Genomic DNA, 13,883 nt, shown 5'->3' with positions numbered 1-13,883 from the left:
CTCCTGAAAATATTGACACTACCAGCAGTATAGAAAAAGCGGGTGCCAAAGGCACCCGCTTTTTGCATTTGGCCAGACAATCAGCCGAATTATTCAAGCCTTAAGGTTTGGCTTGTTCCGAGGGAACGGAAGATGGCGAGGAATCAACACCATTACCCAGCTTGTCCTGGATGGCCTTGTCAGCCTTGGCAGCGCCGTCTTTAATGGCATCGCCCGTGCGGCTGGCGGCATCGGCTACAGCATCCTTGGCTTCACCGGCTTTTTCAGCGACTTTATCGCCAGCAGCCTTGGCATCTTCCTTCAAGGTGTTGGCATTTTCCTTGGCGTGTTCTTTCTGTTCCTCTGCTTCTTTTTTGACGTCGTCAGCGACTTTGGCGGCGTCCTGCTTCAGTTCTTCCGTTTTTTGCTCCAGGGTCTTGTCGGCCTCTGGTGCTGGTGGAGTGGCAGGAGCTGTCGATTGTGGAGCGGTGACAGGAGCTGGTGGCGCGCTCGTAGCGGCTTTGTCGTCCTCTTTGGAACACGCAGCCAAAAGAGTCATCGAAGCAGCAGCGGCCATGACAGCAAAATGAGCACGAGTCAGTTTCATAAGATTTCCTTCCTACTATTCCAAGGTCGCTAGATAGAATGGGGCCGATTCCTGGTGCGACTTCCAGCTCGGCCTTGGGTCTGTTACAACTCCCCTAAAAGCCATTCTATCGGTGCTGGGCACACAGACCAATCTATTAGTGTAAATCCTGATTTCAATTATTCTGACGATATAGCTCAAGGTTTGTGACAAACCCTTTAACAACAAGCACCTAGCGGGCAGCCCGCTTGCGAGCCTCTGTTACAAACAGAATCGCTCATAGGGCTACAGCCGGGGTTTGTTACATATTTGCCAAATTAAATTGGCCTATTTTCAACTACTTAGGCAGCTAAGGTGGCCAAATCGATGCGCTCGGCACGGTTCAAGGCACTGGCAACTTTCACGCGCAAGGCGTTGGAATGCGATAGGCGCACTTCTTTTTTCACATCCAGCAATTGCTGCGGATGCATGGAGAATTCTTTCAGGCCCAACCCCAGCAACATACGAGTCACCGAAGCATCCCCTGCCATTTCCCCACAGACCGCCACGGGTTTACCGGCACGGTCAGCGGCGTTGATCGTGTGTGCAATCAAACGCAAAACGGCTGGGTGCATGGGGTCGTACAGGCTGGCCACTTCGGCATCGCCCCGGTCTACGGCCAGAACATATTGGATCAAGTCATTGGTGCCGATGGACAGGAAGTCCAGTTCCTGCACAAAAGGTTCAATGGCAATGGCGATGGCGGGCACTTCCACCATGGCCCCCAATAAGTAGTTGCGTGCAAACGGAGTACCGGACTTCTCCAGCTCCCGAGCAGCCGACTCAATAGCCTGGCGGCTGGCATGCACCTCGTTCATGGAGGAAATCATGGGGATCAGAATACGGATTTGCCCATGCAGGCTGGCGCGCAACAAGGCACGCAGCTGAGTGGCAAACATCTCGGGCTTGTCCAGGCAGTAGCGAATGGCACGCAAGCCCAAAGCGGGGTTGGTCGCTACCGTGGCATCACCATCCAGGGTTTTATCGGCCCCAATATCCAGTGTGCGGATCGTGACGACCTTGCCCTTCATGGCCTTCACCACACGGGAATAGGCCTCGTATTGTTCCTGCTCGGAAGGCAGGTCCGTGCGTCCCATGAACAGAAATTCGCTGCGGAACAGGCCAATGCCATCAGCACCGGCTTTCAAGGCCAGCTCAGCCTCTTCGGGTAGCTCGATATTGGCTTCAAGTTTGACGTTGATGCCATCCAGAGTCATTGCTGGTGCATCCAGCAATTCTTCCAGTTCAGCACGTTCGCGGCGGTAGGCTTCCTGACGCTCTCGATATTCAGCCAGTACTTGCTCGGACGGATTCACAATCACCGCACCCGAGAAGCCATCCACAATCAGAAAGTCGCCATCGCGAATCAGACTGCGGAAACTACCCAAACCCACTACGGCAGGCACACTCAAGCTGCGAGCCACAATGGCCGTGTGCGAGGTAGGTCCACCCAAATCTGTCAGAAAACCAGCGAAATGACCACCGCGCAAGCGCAGCATATCTGCCGGAGAAATATCACGCGCCACCACAATCAGCGGCTCTTCCTGAGCAGCCGAAAAACCGGGCAGCAAAGCAGGCTTGCCTGCCAAAACTCGCAATACCCGTTCGATAACCTGGCGCACATCGGCACCACGCTCACGCAGGTATTCGTCTTCCATTTGAGAGAACTGCTCAACCAGCATCTGACCTTGTGAAGTCAGGGCCCACTCCGCGTTGTAATGACGCTCGGCAATGATGGCGCAGGTTTGCTGCGTCAGCATGGGATCGTCCAGAAGCAGGCTGTGCACCGTCAAGATAGGTGCAAGCTCGCGTGGTGCATCCACAGGCAACTGGTCGACCATGGCACGAAGTTCGTCGCGGGTACTGGCCATGGCACTTAACAAGCGCTGGCTTTCAGAGTCGACGTCTTCGGCGGCAATCCGGTAATGAGGAACTTCCAGTGCTGCTGCGCTCATTACCACGGCTTTGGCAATGGCATACCCCTTACCGACTGCCTGGCCTTGAGCGGTAAACATCGCGGACAAATCAGACGCCGGGGTTCGAGCTGCAGCACTATTCATGACCAGATTTCTTCCTTATTCGTTTTCACCAAACTTGGCGTCAAACAACGCCTGAATATCATTGAGGGCCTGATCGGCATCATCGCCCTGGGCGTCAACAACCACGGTGACCCCCATTCCGGCGGCCAGCATCATGACACCCATAATACTTTTTGCATTCACGCGCTGAGAACCACGCGCGATAAAAATCTCACTGCTATAACGGCCGGCCAACTGGGTAAGCTTGGCTGCTGCCCGTGCATGAAGACCTAATTTATTACTGATCGTGATGGATACGCTAGGCATAAGGGCAACTGGAAAAATGAAAGTGAAAATTCAAATTAGCAATGGCAGTCGGCGTGAACAATGCCACGCAATGCGCCTGCCATGACATCCTGAGCGAACTGCTCGGGATTGTCACGTCGCTCGGTCAAGGCTTTCAACACCATGCACATATTGGTGCCGGTCAATAAATAAGCGCCCTGCCCTTGATCTTGCAAAGCTTGCTGGACTCGACGGGCCACGTTAAAGGGAGTGGCACCGTAAAGATCACACAATATCAGTGTGGCAGGCGAGTCCGGCGCTTGCGTTTGCAACTGCCCCAGCAAGCGGTCCACCGCCGTATCCGTGCATTCGTCGGCCTGAATATCAAAGACAAACAGATCGGGCTTTTCGCCCAGGACGTGCTCGGCACAGCTGGCAAACGCACTGGCCAAGGGCTCGTGCATGATCAAGGCAAGGCGTATCACGCACGTCCCGTCGCTTGTTCGACGGCCTCGGCAAAACGCTGCGCAACATCAAAGCCTGTCTGGTCAGTAATTTCAACGAAACAGGTTGGGCTGGTCACATTGATTTCCGTGACGTAGTCACCAATCACATCCAGACCAATCAGCAGCAAACCACGCGCGGCCAGCACAGGGCCCAAGGTACGGGCAATGTGCCAGTCGTGTTCGGACAAGGGTTGGGCAACCCCGCGACCACCGGCGGCCAGATTGCCGCGTGTCTCGCCCGCCAGGGGAATACGAGCCAAGGCATAAGGCACAGGTTCACCGTCAATAATCAGAATGCGCTTGTCACCCTTGACGATTTCCGGGATGTAGCGCTGCGCCATAATGGTTTGCGTCCCATTGGCCGTCAGCGTTTCCAGGATCGCGCCCAGATTGGGCTCGGGATCTTGCAGGCGGAAAATACCCATGCCACCCATGCCGTCCAGCGGCTTGACGATCACATCCTTGTGTTCCTGGTGAAAGGCGCGCAAGCGGGCCATGTCACGGGTGACCAAGGTGGGGGGAGTAAATTCCGGAAATTCGGTAATAGCGAGTTTTTCGGGGTGATTGCGAATGGCCGCGCCCGAATTGAATACCTTGGCCCCCTGCTCCTGCGCGAAGCTGAGCAAGTGTGTGGAATAGGAATATTCCATATCAAAAGGCGGGTCTTTGCGCATGATGACCGCGTCAAAGACATTCAATTCCTGCTCGGTAGCAGCTTCGGGATGTGTCCACCACGAAGGCGCACGCAAATCGGCATCAGCGGCAATGCTGACAGCCTGACTGCGCGTACGAACCCGGCTTTGGGAAATGTACAAATCAGACTGCAAGGTCACGCTGACGCGATGACCACGCGCCAGGAATGCACGCATCATGGCAACGGAGGAATCCTTGTAAGCCGACAGGCTGGGCAAGGGATCAATGATGAATAAAACGTGCATATGACACCTAGAGAAAAACGCCTTTGCAGACGGGCTGCAAAGGCGATTGTGCCCGACTCGCTACTTGGGAGCGAATCGAGCGACGCATAATGCTCCTGGGCGGATCCAGGCAGTATCGTGCAAGAGTATCAGGACGCTTTCTTGCGAGGCGCCAAGACCATGACCATTTGACGGCCTTCCAGCTTGGGCATGGCTTCAACCTGACAGATTTCGCTGACTTCGTCGCGAATCCGTTCCAGCACGCGCATCCCCAATTCCTGGTGAGCCATTTCACGACCACGGAATCGCAAAGTCACTTTGACCTTGTCGCCATCATCGATGAAACGCTTCACATTACGCAGCTTGACCTGGTAGTCGCCTTCGTCCGTACCGGGACGGAATTTGACTTCCTTGATCTGAATGATTTTCTGCTTGGCCTTGGCTTCTTGTTGGCGTTTCTGTTCCTGATAGCGGAATTTGCCGTAATCCATCAAACGGCACACCGGTGGCACAGCCGCAGGGGCGATTTCCACCAGATCCACATCATGCTGTTCTGCCATTGCCAAGGCGTCAGGCACCTTGACGATACCTAGCTGCTCACCCTCGACTCCAATGAGTCGCACCTCTGGAATACGAATTTCACCATTGATGCGATGTTTTTTCTCGGTTGCGATGTCGAAAACTCCTAAAAATGTCGATAAAAACGATAGCGTTCCTGTTTTACTGACGGCTATCGATCTCTTGCTTCAATCGTGCTGAAAAATCGGCTACTGGCATGACGCCCAAGTCCACGCCACCACGCGCACGTACGGCAACTGCGCCGTTTTCACGCTCTTTTTCGCCCACGACCAGAATATAGGGCACTTTTTGCATACTGTGCTCACGGATTTTACGAGTGATTTTTTCACCACGCAAATCAGAGGAGGCACGGAATCCCATTTTCTTCAGGTTTTGCGCCACGGATTGGGCGTAATCGGCTGAACTTTCGGAAATGCAGCATACCACCACGTGCTCCGGAGCCAACCAGGCAGGCAAGGCACCGGCGTGGTTTTCAATCAGCATGCCGATAAAGCGCTCGAAGGAACCCAAAATAGCACGGTGCAACATGACCGGCACACGACGCTGATCCTGGGCATCCACATACTCGGCGCCCAAACGGGCCGGCATGGAGAAGTCCACCTGGATGGTGCCACACTGCCAATGACGACCAATGGCGTCTTTCAGTGTGTATTCAATCTTCGGACCGTAGAAAGCGCCCTCGCCTTCGGATATCTCGAACTCGCAGCCAGTACGGCGCAAGCTTTCGATCAGGGCTTGTTCAGCCTTGTCCCAAACGGCGTCGTCACCGATACGCTTTTCAGGGCGAGTGGCAACCTTGTACAGAATCTCTGTAAAGCCGAAGTCTGCATACACGGCTTGCAGCTGAGCCGTAAAGGCCGCGCATTCGTCTTGCAACTGGTCTTCGGTACAGAAGATGTGACCGTCGTCTTGTGTAAAGCCGCGCACACGCATCATGCCGTGCAAGGCACCCGAGGGTTCATTGCGATGGCACTGACCGAACTCGCCGTAACGAATAGGCAATTCACGGTAGGAATGCAGACCGGAATTGAAAATTTGCACGTGGCCGGGGCAGTTCATGGGCTTCAAGCCGTAAACACGGTTCTCCGACTCGGTCGTGAACATGTTTTCAGCGTAGTTATCCCAGTGGCCAGTTTTCTTCCACAGCGACAAATCCAGAATTTGCGGTGCTTTCACTTCCTGATAGCCGTTATCCTGATAGACACGGCGAATGTATTGCTCGACCTGTTGCCAGATCACCCAGCCTTTGGGGTGCCAGAAAATCAGACCGGGAGCTTCTTCCTGGAAGTGGAACAGATCCAGCTCACGACCCAGCTTGCGGTGGTCGCGGCGCTCGGCCTCTTCCAGCATGGTCAGATAAGCTTGCTGATCTTCCTTGGTCGCCCAGGCAGTGCCGTAAATGCGTTGCAGCATTTCGTTATTGCTGTCGCCACGCCAGTAAGCGCCGGCCACTTTCATCAGCTTGAACACTTTCAGCTTGCCGGTGGATGGCACGTGAGGGCCACGGCACAAGTCGATGAAATCGCCTTCGCGGTACAGACTGATCGGCTCGTTGGACGGAATGGAGGCAATGATTTCTGCCTTGTAGTCCTCGCCAATGCTCTTGAAGAACTTGACCGCATCGTCACGCAGCCACTCTTCACGAGTCACAACTTCATCTTTCTTGGCCAGTTCAGCCATTTTCTTTTCAATGGCTTCCAGATCCTCAGGCGTAAAGGCGCGCTTGTAGGAAAAGTCGTAGTAAAAGCCGTTGTCGATAACCGGGCCAATAGTGACCTGGGCATCCGGGAACAAGCTCTTGACCGCATAAGCCAGCAAGTGGGCGGTGGAGTGACGAATCAAATCCAGACCGTCAGCGTCTTTGGCAGTAATGATGGCCAAATTGCTGTCCTGGTCGATCACATACGAGGTGTCCACCAGACGCGACTCGGTACCGGGCGTGCCGACACGGCCTGCCAGGGCTGCGCGGCCCAGGCCAGTACCAATCGAGTTCGCCACTTCGCTGACGGAAACCGGGCCCTGAAACTCTCGCTGGGAGCCATCGGGCAGTGTGATTCGGACCATAACACTTCCTGAAATAAAAAACGCGGCCTTGAAAAAGCCGCGCTTTTGAATTGAACGTTCTTGAAAAGCAAACGAAACGCTACGCGGCCACGGCTAGATTTGCCGACGGGTAGTTCGCGTTGAGTTCATAAGATTCTGCTTCCCAAATAACACATTTGATTGGATAAGTTTATCACCTTCGCCCGCTATCGCGGCGTTGTATCGCCACAAAAACCACATTTGGCAAAGAATTCAGTCCATCCGGGGATACCAGCTACGGTAAAAGGCCCATTCTTCGGACTCCGAGCCATCTTTCATCAAGCAGGTTCCGTAAGCGCCACGCCCACTTTCATGAACAATGGTTTGCCCGCCCATGCGCTGACAAAACGTGGAAGCCAGATTGGCCTGCCCCACGGGTTTGGTGGCGGTTTGGGTGGAGCTGGCGCAGGCCGACAACATCAAAGAACCTGCGCAGGCAGAAACTAAGCGGAAAAACATGATTTCCTTCTCCTTGACCTGATGTTTGCTGATGCCTGACAAATCATTCGAGATGAAGACTGTCCAGGCCGCGTCTGCTGTTAGCGCAAGGTTGAAAAAACCATCAAGCGCTGGTCGCGAAACAGATCGTGGAAATAGCTTACTACACTTGTTTGATATGAAAAGTGTGCGAAGGCAAGCGTGCAGCAAAAGCAACACGTCAGGTAAAAGATGGCACTGAAATCAAGCGTAAATACAGGTGCTTTATTGCAAAGCACAACAAGGCTAGGCGTAGATCAAGAGCGATGCAGCCAGAAAGACAACAAAATAAAGCCCAAAATACCGCAGCCAGCCAGCATTAATACCATAGGCACATAATCGATCAGATTCGAGGCATTAATCATGGCGTACATCCCAAAGTCCCAACTAAAACAAGCTTGAGACTATGGTAACGGGCCACATTCAGAACATGAAGTCAACGATTGTCAAGATCCGACACAGAGGCGACACAAAGACTAGGATTGGGCTACATGAGCTTACTTTTGCGGCAGAAATCTTTGCAAAAGCTCATAACACGTAATAAAAGACCTGGAAAATGCGTTTTGTGCCGGAGCCTTATCCATTGAGCATCGTAAAAATGGCGTAAACCACAGGGACAGCCAGGGGAGTAATCATTAATAAAGCCGTATCGCGCTTCCACGTCCTTGGACGGGTATAACAGAGTGTGACTCCCAGCAGAACCGTCACCAGCAGATACAAGCCCACAATAATGATAGTGGCTGCCATATCCTCTCCCCCCTTGCGATTTGTTTTGCTGCGCTTTTTGTATTTACAACGTCAGGACTTCAGCCGCATCTTGCCCGAACATGGGCGGAAAAGTATTGGCCGCCCACTGTCCTAATCGTGCCGCCGCTGCCTGGCTGGCCAGCTTCAAAGCGTCTGACGGCTCCAGGCCCCTTTTCCAGGCCAGGGCAAAGCTGGACAGAAACGCATCCCCTGCCCCCACCGTTGAGCACACCGCCACCTTGCACGCAGGTTCCGCATACTGCTGACCATTGAAAGCCAACACTGCCCCCTGCACACCCAGGGTAATCAACAAGGCTTGTTGAGGGTGATGCTGCAGACGCGCAGCCAGCTCGCACGCTTCCTGAATCGATAATTCCAGCTGAATATCGGCATCCTGAACACCTGCCAGCATTTGGGCCTCTACCGCATTCAAGCCCAGCACATCGGCTTGTGCGTAAACCTGCTTGAATCCCTGACCTTGATGCTGCAGACACGCCACACTGGGATTTACCACCAGGCAGGCCGAGGTATCACTTCTTTCCGCCAAGGCTTGCGCCAAACTTTCCATAGGCTGCAAGGCCAAGGGGGCCACATAAATCAGGTCTGCTTGCAGGTCTTGAGCCTGAACACGCAGGCAGGCATTGGCGCCGCGTCGGGCCAATACCGAAGCACTTCCGGACGGCTCAACCAGGACGATGGCTTTACCTGTAGGTTGATCGGGACAGATCTGCATGCTGCTGACATCAATCCCCAGTTGCTCGATATGCGCGCGCAAACGCTCACCCAGGCCGTCTCGACCCAACGCCCCCAGAAGCCGAACCGATTCGCCTTGCTCCATAAAGCTGGCCGTCGCATTAAGCGCACCACCGCCTGGGTACAAATCGATCGAGCCCACTTCCTGCTTGTCGCCACGCGCCAGCTCGGCTGGCATGCCTGAGACCACAATATCAACGGTAATACTGCCAATTGCTACAAGCTGCACCCTGAACCTCGGCCATGAAAAAAGAGAGCGTGAATCTGCTTGGAGCAGTATACCCACGGGCTGGAGCAGATAGTCTATGGTGGAAAATCAGGGCTGGGCGAGTCGTGCAAAGCCGTACAACAGCGCGCAAGTTTTCAGCCTGTTTGGGGACGTAAGAGAAGCCAGCTAATAGTTGACGCAACAGACATCACAAAAATCTGGCTCAAGATAAAAAGACGTGCTAAATTACTGTTCATCCATACAGCAAAAAGAAGCATCATGTCCTATACCATCACTTTGCACGACGCTCCTTCCGATATCACCGAACGCGGCCGCCGCGAGGCTGAGGAGCGTTTTCGCCGCAGCTTAGAAAAAGTCATGCAAGGCCCGGAGGCCGTGGTCCAGGCCTATCGAGCGTGGCAACTGGCTGAAGAGACGGCAGAGACAGAATTGTCCGGGGAGGACATTGCCCTGGCCAAGAAATGGATTGCCGCCGCCACGCGCGCCATGAGCGATGGCTTTCGTGATCTGGGCGAGTCCGAAGCCTACTTTGAAGTCCGTATCGAACGCTAATATAAAAGCCAGCAAATAGCTGGCTTTTATTATCTGGCATCAGGACTTTGCCGAAGGGTGGTCACGACGCATCAGCTCCCACTCTTCAATCACCGTGCCATCCGGCAAGGTGCACATGCCCACCTGCCCTGTCGGTGTATTTACGATGTCCAAACGCCCGCCCTTCTCCACGCAATAAGCCGAGGCCGGATTGGCAATACCCACGGGTGGCTGTGTCGAGGGCTGATTGGCACAAGCAGACAAGACGCCGACCAATCCCAGGATTCCCCATTTCTTCATCGTGTTCTCCGGATAAGTTCTGTACTGCAGTGTACTGTGTGCGAACTAGTTTTCGGGCCGATCTTTTGACGCTGTCAAAGGATTGGAAATATTTTCCCAATGCTGACAATGAACCGAACGGTGTTCACCCTGCGGAATGAACTTGCAATCCATGCCGACCTTGGCTTTGCCATCCACAAAAGGAAAGGCGAAATCGTAACGGGCTGGAATCCAGATTTTCAGGGATTGGTCGTGAAAGCCCATCTTCCCCTTGGCAACGAAACGGGCCAGACCTTCTTCAAAATAATCAGGACCATTGTCGTAAATGAAAGGGCGCAGAACCGCTTTGCCCTTTTCATCCACATACACCCAGCCTTGTTCATCCTGTATCAGGCTTTGCCCTTGTGCGACGGGGATGAATACAGGCAATAGCGCCAGTATCAAAGCGGACAGGGTTGAAATAATTCGACGCCTGGATCGAAGCCCAGCTTGCAGCGCTGTCATTGCTATTGCTGTGGCTGTGGCTGTGGCTGTTGTTGTCGCTGTGACTGTTGTTGCAGTTGCTGTTGTTGCCCTGGCCGTGGCCGTTGCCGTTGCCGTTGCCGTTGCCGTTGCCGTTGCCGTTGCCGTTGCCGTTGCCGTTGCCGTACCAGTATCCACGCACGAACCTATGCCATTGCTCATATCGCGCACAGTTTCCACCTAAACCACCATACTAAGACTATTACTAGCACCAAGCCCAGTGCCAGTAATAGTGCTGGCCGGAGTCTTACAGCTTGCGCGCTTCAAACGAAATAATTCCGTCAGTGTCCTGCGGTGTCTTGCCATACCGATACCCGCCGGAGATGACGATCTCGCCAAAACCCAGCTGTTCCAGTGCCATCCGCAGCTCCTGAACGCCCCACCAACGCAGCGAGAACTGTTCCAGCTGGGTTTCCAGCAAGACACCGTGCTCCCACAACTCGTAGCGATGCATTTCGCGAGTCACCTGGGCGCAATAATCTTTTCCCAGGGCAGTGGCATTAAGGGTAATCAGCCCGTGCGGAGGAGCCGACCAGGTCCGCATACCTGGCTGCACATTCACAATCGCCGCTACCGGGTCCAGATCCAGCAACAACCGCCCACCTGGTTTCAGGCTGGCGTGAAAACGACTGAGCGCGGCAATGCCTTGCTCAAACGAATCCAGCAGTTGAAAAGAACCGGCCGGCACCACAATCGCCTCCAAAGGACGATCTGCCGTGAAATCCGTAAAACCCGCCAGTTGAAGCTTCGTCTTCAAAGACCGCAACCCCAATTCACGCTGGCAGTAATCCAGCATTTCCTGAGACAGATCGAAGCCGCTGATATCCAGCCCCGCCTGCAACAAGGGAATCAGAATGCGCCCTGTGCCTACTGCGGGCTCCAGAACCGGTCCGTTTGTGCCCTGCAAGCGCTCCAGGTAGTACTCCACATCCCCGAAAGAGCGTCCTACTGGCTTGTCCAGGTGATACACCAAAGAAGCCAGCTTGCCGTAGCGATTGTTCATCATTGTTCTACACCCTGCTATTTGTCTTACTCAACAGCCTGAACACGCATTTCGGCGCCTTCCACCGCCAAGACCACAACCGCAGCGCCCTGCTCCAGATTCTGGGTCGCTGTGGCACTGTAATAACTATCGTTAAGCCGAATACGTCCACGGCCATTCACAAAACTTTCACTGACCTGCGCACGGGCCCCCACATAGGCGCTCAAGCCGGTATTCAGAATGTCAGGCTGATTGGCCCGGCTGCGTCGTTGCCAACGCACACCGACAACCACCCAGCCCAGCATGGCTACAGCCAGAATCAGCCATTGCAACCAGGAGGGAGCGTCCGGCCAGGCGGCGGCAAACAAGCCCACCGTCAAGGCGCCCAGGCCCAGCCACAGCAGATAGACGCCGGAGATGACGACCTCGGCCGCGATCAGCACGACGCCCGACACCAGCCAGTACCAAAAGGAATCGAAAATGAATGACAAGATCAACACCTCCAGCCGTCCGCTTAGCCTTGTCCCAGCTTGCTGCCGGTGGTCTTGAGCAGCTCGGTCACACCAGCCACTGCACCGGTAATGCCGCTGGCTTCCAAAGGCATCAGCACCAGCTTGCTATTGGGGCCAGTACCCACATCACGCAGGGCTTCGACATACTTCAGGCCCACAAAGTATTGCAAGGCCTGAATGTCACCGCTCTTGATAGCGTCGGACACTTCGCGGGTTGCACGGGCTTCGGCCTCGGCTTCACGCTCACGCGCTTCGGCACGCAAGATAGCGGATTGTTTTTCACCCTCGGCACGCAACACGGCCGCCTGTTTTTCACCTTCGGCTTGCAGCACTTCCGCTTCTTTCTGGCCGCTGGCCTTGGTCACAGCAGCACGACGATGACGCTCTGCCGTCATTTGCAGATTCATGGCTTCCTGCAACTCAGGCGCCATATTCAAATCACGGATTTCCACGCGGGTAACTTTCACACCCCAGGGTGTCGTTGCTGCATCCACCGCCGCCAACAAGCGATCGTTAATCACTTCGCGATTGGACAGCATGTGGTCCAGTTCCATCGAACCCAGCACCGAACGCAGGTTGGTGGTGGTCAGGTTCACAATGGCCATTTCCAGGTGATCAATTTCATAGGCCGCCTGGGCAGCATTGTCAATGCGATAAAACACCACACCGTCAGCCGTCACGGCCACGTTGTCGCGGGAAATCACATTTTGCGAGGGAACATCCAGCACGGATTCCATCATTTTGAGCTTGCGGCCCACGCGGTCCATAAAAGGCACCAGCAAGGACAAGCCCGGCGTCAGGGTGCGGGTATAGCGACCAAAGCGCTCGACCGTCCATTGCTGGCCCTGAGGCACAACTTTGACCCCAGCCATCACCACGACCACGGCCAAAAACGCCAACATCACCACAAAAGTAAAGGAGCCACTCATGTCGTCACCATCTCCAAGAACACAACTAAAAAAGCGATTCTAGCCCAGCCTCAATGACAGATCTGCTAAAGCGGATGTTTGGCCGCCCTATAGCCTATCCATGCACCGATCGACCGGGTAGGCGCTAAAGATGAACACATACAAGCTAAATAAAGAGAGGCGCAGCCGGAGAACACCGTTGCACCTTTAAAGACAGATAGAACCCAGAAACAGGAGCCGCTGATTCAATTCAAAATGTCGTACAAACGGAAAATCCACAGCCCTTTATAAACGATCGTCAGCGCCACCAAGGCCGCCTGATAGCGCTTGCTGGGCACCACCATGGCAGTCAGGCCCATGACAATGAATACGGCTTGCTGCACGGGGTATTCCACACCCAGCTTCAAGAAGTACTCTTTTCCCTTAATGGCGGTATCGATCAGATCCATGACCTGAATCAGCACAAAAAAGCCGTAAAGCGAACGCCGCCGGGTCTGAAAATAATCCTCGAACCCTCGGTATTCCTCCATATTGGACGGAAACAGCAAGGACGCCATGATGGCAAAAACACAGGTATACAGAATCAGGAAAAAATACAGCTGAAAGGACCAGACCTGCACTTTCACCAGACTGAACTCGTACCACCAAAAATGGATAATCGTCAGGAACAGGTACAGCACCCATCCCAGATGAATGGGATAGATACGCTTGGCTTTGGGATGTTGGATGAATTCAGAGACGCCTACGATCAGTCTGGAAATGCTGATCCCCAGCACCATGCCGATGATGATGCGTACGTGGACAAAATGCTCTGGATGGATCAACTCTGGCGGCACGGGCTGTCCTTGCAAAGTGGCTAATCCTGGCACACCTTAACAGAGTCATTGCAGGGCTCCAAGCACGTAATTTCCCGCTAAGAGCCCTGGCGTTTGGGCTATTGTCTTTTGTCCCT

Annotated in this window: 18 protein-coding genes; 1 reads left to right on the top strand and 17 read right to left on the bottom strand. The window is 54.2% G+C overall.

From position 1 onward, the window contains the following. Positions 1-100: 100 nt before the first annotated feature. From DUD43_RS09380 to DUD43_RS09335, 10 genes are all read right to left on the bottom strand, one after another. Positions 101-586 (bottom strand): hypothetical protein, encoded by a 486-nt coding sequence (locus tag DUD43_RS09380; protein ID WP_153230077.1) that lies wholly within the window; start codon positions 584-586, stop codon positions 101-103. Positions 587-906: 320 nt separating this feature from the next. Next, complete coding sequence (gene ptsP / locus DUD43_RS09375) at positions 907-2,619, bottom strand: phosphoenolpyruvate--protein phosphotransferase (protein WP_194273510.1); 1,713 nt, start codon at positions 2,617-2,619, stop codon at positions 907-909. Between the two features lie 60 nt (positions 2,620-2,679). Beyond that, on the bottom strand, positions 2,680-2,949 hold the full coding sequence (locus DUD43_RS09370; RefSeq protein WP_003800381.1) for an HPr family phosphocarrier protein: 270 nt from the start codon (positions 2,947-2,949) through the stop codon (positions 2,680-2,682). 35 nt (positions 2,950-2,984) lie between these two features. Further along, positions 2,985-3,392, bottom strand: coding sequence for a PTS sugar transporter subunit IIA (locus tag DUD43_RS09365; protein ID WP_009454402.1), 408 nt, complete (start codon positions 3,390-3,392; stop codon positions 2,985-2,987). Next, a complete protein-coding gene (gene gshB / locus DUD43_RS09360; RefSeq protein ID WP_153230075.1) occupies positions 3,389-4,351 on the bottom strand; it encodes a glutathione synthase in 963 nt (320 codons plus the stop codon). Before gshB ends, DUD43_RS09365 begins: the two co-directional genes overlap by 4 nt. 128 nt (positions 4,352-4,479) lie before the next feature. Next, complete coding sequence (infC, locus tag DUD43_RS09355) at positions 4,480-5,004, bottom strand: translation initiation factor IF-3 (protein ID WP_080584954.1); 525 nt, start codon at positions 5,002-5,004, stop codon at positions 4,480-4,482. A gap of 46 nt (positions 5,005-5,050) precedes the next feature. Further along, a complete protein-coding gene (gene thrS, locus DUD43_RS09350; RefSeq protein WP_153230074.1) occupies positions 5,051-6,973 on the bottom strand; it encodes a threonine--tRNA ligase in 1,923 nt (640 codons plus the stop codon). A 231-nt stretch (positions 6,974-7,204) separates the two neighbouring features. Next, positions 7,205-7,450 carry a DUF333 domain-containing protein gene (locus DUD43_RS09345; RefSeq protein ID WP_026482683.1) on the bottom strand — a complete coding sequence of 82 codons (246 nt, stop codon included), beginning with the start codon at positions 7,448-7,450 and terminating at the stop codon, positions 7,205-7,207. Between the two features lie 594 nt (positions 7,451-8,044). Next, positions 8,045-8,215 (bottom strand): hypothetical protein, encoded by a 171-nt coding sequence (locus DUD43_RS09340; protein WP_153230073.1) that lies wholly within the window; start codon positions 8,213-8,215, stop codon positions 8,045-8,047. A gap of 43 nt (positions 8,216-8,258) precedes the next feature. Then, entirely contained in the window at positions 8,259-9,197 is a 939-nt protein-coding gene (locus DUD43_RS09335) for a carbohydrate kinase family protein (protein ID WP_153230072.1), read from the bottom strand. 258 nt (positions 9,198-9,455) lie between these two features. On the opposite strand from DUD43_RS09335, the gene DUD43_RS09330 reads away from it, so the two are divergent. After that, positions 9,456-9,749: a hypothetical protein gene (locus tag DUD43_RS09330; RefSeq protein WP_003800394.1), complete on the top strand. Its 294-nt coding sequence runs from the start codon at positions 9,456-9,458 to the stop codon at positions 9,747-9,749. Positions 9,750-9,788: 39 nt separating this feature from the next. Here the strand turns inward: DUD43_RS09330 and DUD43_RS09325 are convergent, their stop codons facing one another. From DUD43_RS09325 to DUD43_RS09295, 7 genes are all read right to left on the bottom strand, one after another. Then, positions 9,789-10,028, bottom strand: coding sequence for a DUF333 domain-containing protein (locus DUD43_RS09325; protein ID WP_042480323.1), 240 nt, complete (start codon positions 10,026-10,028; stop codon positions 9,789-9,791). A 45-nt stretch (positions 10,029-10,073) separates the two neighbouring features. Continuing rightward, positions 10,074-10,436 carry a WG repeat-containing protein gene (locus DUD43_RS09320; RefSeq protein WP_228125948.1) on the bottom strand — a complete coding sequence of 121 codons (363 nt, stop codon included), beginning with the start codon at positions 10,434-10,436 and terminating at the stop codon, positions 10,074-10,076. Continuing rightward, the gene (locus DUD43_RS19115) at positions 10,387-10,671 is read right to left on the bottom strand and encodes a hypothetical protein (RefSeq protein WP_194273475.1); all 285 of its coding nucleotides are present in this window, start codon (positions 10,669-10,671) and stop codon (positions 10,387-10,389) included. The genes DUD43_RS09320 and DUD43_RS19115 overlap by 50 nt, the downstream gene beginning before the upstream one ends. Before the next feature lie 105 nt (positions 10,672-10,776). Then, positions 10,777-11,535 carry a class I SAM-dependent methyltransferase gene (locus DUD43_RS09310; RefSeq protein ID WP_153230071.1) on the bottom strand — a complete coding sequence of 253 codons (759 nt, stop codon included), beginning with the start codon at positions 11,533-11,535 and terminating at the stop codon, positions 10,777-10,779. Positions 11,536-11,558: 23 nt separating this feature from the next. After that, positions 11,559-12,011 carry an NfeD family protein gene (locus DUD43_RS09305; RefSeq protein ID WP_026482689.1) on the bottom strand — a complete coding sequence of 151 codons (453 nt, stop codon included), beginning with the start codon at positions 12,009-12,011 and terminating at the stop codon, positions 11,559-11,561. 14 nt (positions 12,012-12,025) lie between these two features. Next, positions 12,026-12,952, bottom strand: a complete 927-nt coding sequence (locus tag DUD43_RS09300) for an SPFH domain-containing protein (RefSeq protein ID WP_153230070.1) — start codon at positions 12,950-12,952, stop codon at positions 12,026-12,028. 224 nt (positions 12,953-13,176) lie between these two features. Beyond that, positions 13,177-13,782: a hypothetical protein gene (locus DUD43_RS09295; RefSeq protein ID WP_153230069.1), complete on the bottom strand. Its 606-nt coding sequence runs from the start codon at positions 13,780-13,782 to the stop codon at positions 13,177-13,179. Between the last annotated feature and the right edge of the window lie 101 nt (positions 13,783-13,883).

Source organism: Alcaligenes faecalis (genome assembly GCF_009497775.1).
GTDB classification, from domain to species: domain Bacteria; phylum Pseudomonadota; class Gammaproteobacteria; order Burkholderiales; family Burkholderiaceae_B; genus Alcaligenes; species Alcaligenes faecalis_D.
The sequence above is the reverse complement of the archived record's forward strand: the minus strand, read 5'-3'. Positions and strand labels throughout refer to the sequence as shown.

Excerpts from the sequence above, each read along its gene's own strand:
- DUD43_RS09380 (WP_153230077.1), bottom strand. The coding sequence starts at position 586 with ATGAAACTGACTCGTGCTCATTTTGCTGTCATGGCCGCTGCTGCTTCG.
- ptsP (WP_194273510.1), bottom strand. The coding sequence starts at position 2,619 with ATGTTTACCGCTCAAGGCCAGGCAGTCGGTAAGGGGTATGCCATTGCC.
- DUD43_RS09370 (WP_003800381.1), bottom strand. The coding sequence starts at position 2,949 with ATGCCTAGCGTATCCATCACGATCAGTAATAAATTAGGTCTTCATGCA.
- gshB (WP_153230075.1), bottom strand. The coding sequence starts at position 4,351 with ATGCACGTTTTATTCATCATTGATCCCTTGCCCAGCCTGTCGGCTTAC.
- thrS (WP_153230074.1), bottom strand. The coding sequence starts at position 6,973 with ATGGTCCGAATCACACTGCCCGATGGCTCCCAGCGAGAGTTTCAGGGC.
- DUD43_RS09345 (WP_026482683.1), bottom strand. The coding sequence starts at position 7,450 with ATGTTTTTCCGCTTAGTTTCTGCCTGCGCAGGTTCTTTGATGTTGTCG.
- DUD43_RS09340 (WP_153230073.1), bottom strand. The coding sequence starts at position 8,215 with ATGGCAGCCACTATCATTATTGTGGGCTTGTATCTGCTGGTGACGGTT.
- DUD43_RS09330 (WP_003800394.1), top strand. The coding sequence starts at position 9,456 with ATGTCCTATACCATCACTTTGCACGACGCTCCTTCCGATATCACCGAA.
- DUD43_RS09325 (WP_042480323.1), bottom strand. The coding sequence starts at position 10,028 with ATGAAGAAATGGGGAATCCTGGGATTGGTCGGCGTCTTGTCTGCTTGT.
- DUD43_RS09310 (WP_153230071.1), bottom strand. The coding sequence starts at position 11,535 with ATGATGAACAATCGCTACGGCAAGCTGGCTTCTTTGGTGTATCACCTG.
- DUD43_RS09300 (WP_153230070.1), bottom strand. The coding sequence starts at position 12,952 with ATGAGTGGCTCCTTTACTTTTGTGGTGATGTTGGCGTTTTTGGCCGTG.